This window comes from Polaromonas sp. P1_E3 (assembly GCF_056405935.1).
In genome coordinates, this window is sequence record NZ_JBFUBD010000528.1 from 1 (window position 1) to 1,598 (window position 1,598).

Here is a 1,598-nt window from a genome sequence, read left to right on the forward strand (position 1 = left end):
GTTACTACGAGGCAGCCATCAACAAGTTGACCAACGCCGCGCTGGACCCCTTTGCGAAGATCCCGGAGTTCAAGTACTGCGCAATCCGCGTATCGCTGGGCGGTGTGCCACCCGAGCAGGACAGCTACGGTGGTGGGCAAGCGCTAAAGAACTCCATCGCCCTCGCAGGTTTCTGAGCAGAGGCGTCTTTGTGAGGCCTGACGCCAGCCACGCCGGCTGGCGTGCGGCCAATACGCCTTATGCTTGCCCCTGAAATTAAGCAAAATCGCTGTTAGCCCAGGCAACACTCCGGGCTAGGGCTATTTACATGGCAACTGCCGCGACTGAGGAGCGGATGCCGGCGCTAGCCAGTCCGCCAAACGCTAGCCCTGCTGCGGCGCCGGCATGACGACGATGCCATCCTCATCTGCATAAAGCCAGTCGCCCGGCCGCACCCAGACACCTTGAATCTGCACGGAGACGTCCCTGAGGCCCGCCTGGCGCCTTTCCGTGGGCAGTGGCATGCTCGCCAGTGCGCGGATGCCGGTCTGGCATTGCGCCAGCTCGGCGATATCCCGCACGCACCCGTCAATCACCACGCCGGCCCAGCCGTTTTTGGCGGCTGCGGCGCCCAGGTTACCGCCGAGCAGCGCGCGGCGCAGCGAGGCGCCTCCGTCCACCACCAGCACGCGCGCCTCGCCCGGCGACTCCACTGCAGCCTTGACCGGGGAATTGTCTTCAAAGCACTTCACCGTGACCACGGGACCGCTGAATTTCTGAAAGCCGCCATAGCTCCTGAAAACAGGCGGGAGCACCCTGAAATGACCCGAGGTGTCGCCCTTATGCAGGTCGCAAAGGTCGCAGGTGGCGAAGATGGCAGGGGAGGAGGACTTGTCTTGGCTCATTTTCCGGTGACCTTCTTGATGACGGGTTTGATGTCCTCGCGCCGGGCCGGCAGGACGACGGCATTTTCGCGAGGTGCGTTGAGGACGATGGACGTCGAGGTCTCAGTGAGTAGGCAAAACTTGGTGACCACTGCGTCCAGGTGCGCCACGTCGATCACCGCAATCTCCAGCACCCAGCTGTCTTCGCCGGTGACGTTGTAGGCATTGATGACTTCAGGCGTCTGCTCGATCAGCTTGACCACCCTGGCGTACTCGACCCGCCCTACCCGCGCGATGGCGCGTATGCCGTACCCCAGGCGCGACAGATCAACCTCGGCCCGATAGCCCTTGATCACGCCACCGAGCTCGAGCTTGCGTACGCGCTCGGTCACCGCAGGCTGGCTCAGGTGGACGCGCCGACCCAGTTCGGCCATGGTGATGCGCGCATCGCGCTGCAACTCGCCGAGGATGCGGCTGTCGTAGTGGTCCCATTCGGTGGTTTCGGTCATGCTGGGTTTCAAGCTTTAAATTAAAAGGCCGGTTGCGGTTTTGCCGTTAATTTTGCATGTCCCGGGCGCGCATGGCAACCTACGATCCTTGGATGACTTCCGCACTCACCTCTTCGCTCACCACCGGCAAAGCGCCGGCGCTTTTGATCCCCGCCCTCCTCGCCTGCTACCTGGTGTGGGGCTCCACTTACCTGGCGATCCGCTTTGCCCTGATCAGCTTTCCGCC

General features: G+C 62.7%; 2 protein-coding genes. Both read right to left on the reverse strand.

The window, feature by feature from the left end; translation table 11 throughout:
- Positions 1-362 precede the first annotated feature (362 nt).
- Complete coding sequence (gene rraA / locus AC1D0Z_RS21315; RefSeq protein WP_477660153.1) at positions 363-884, reverse strand: ribonuclease E activity regulator RraA; 522 nt, start codon at positions 882-884, stop codon at positions 363-365.
- The gene (locus tag AC1D0Z_RS21320) at positions 881-1,372 is read right to left on the reverse strand and encodes an Lrp/AsnC family transcriptional regulator (protein WP_477660154.1); all 492 of its coding nucleotides are present in this window, start codon (positions 1,370-1,372) and stop codon (positions 881-883) included. The genes rraA and AC1D0Z_RS21320 overlap by 4 nt, the downstream gene beginning before the upstream one ends.
- Positions 1,373-1,598: the final 226 nt, after the last annotated feature.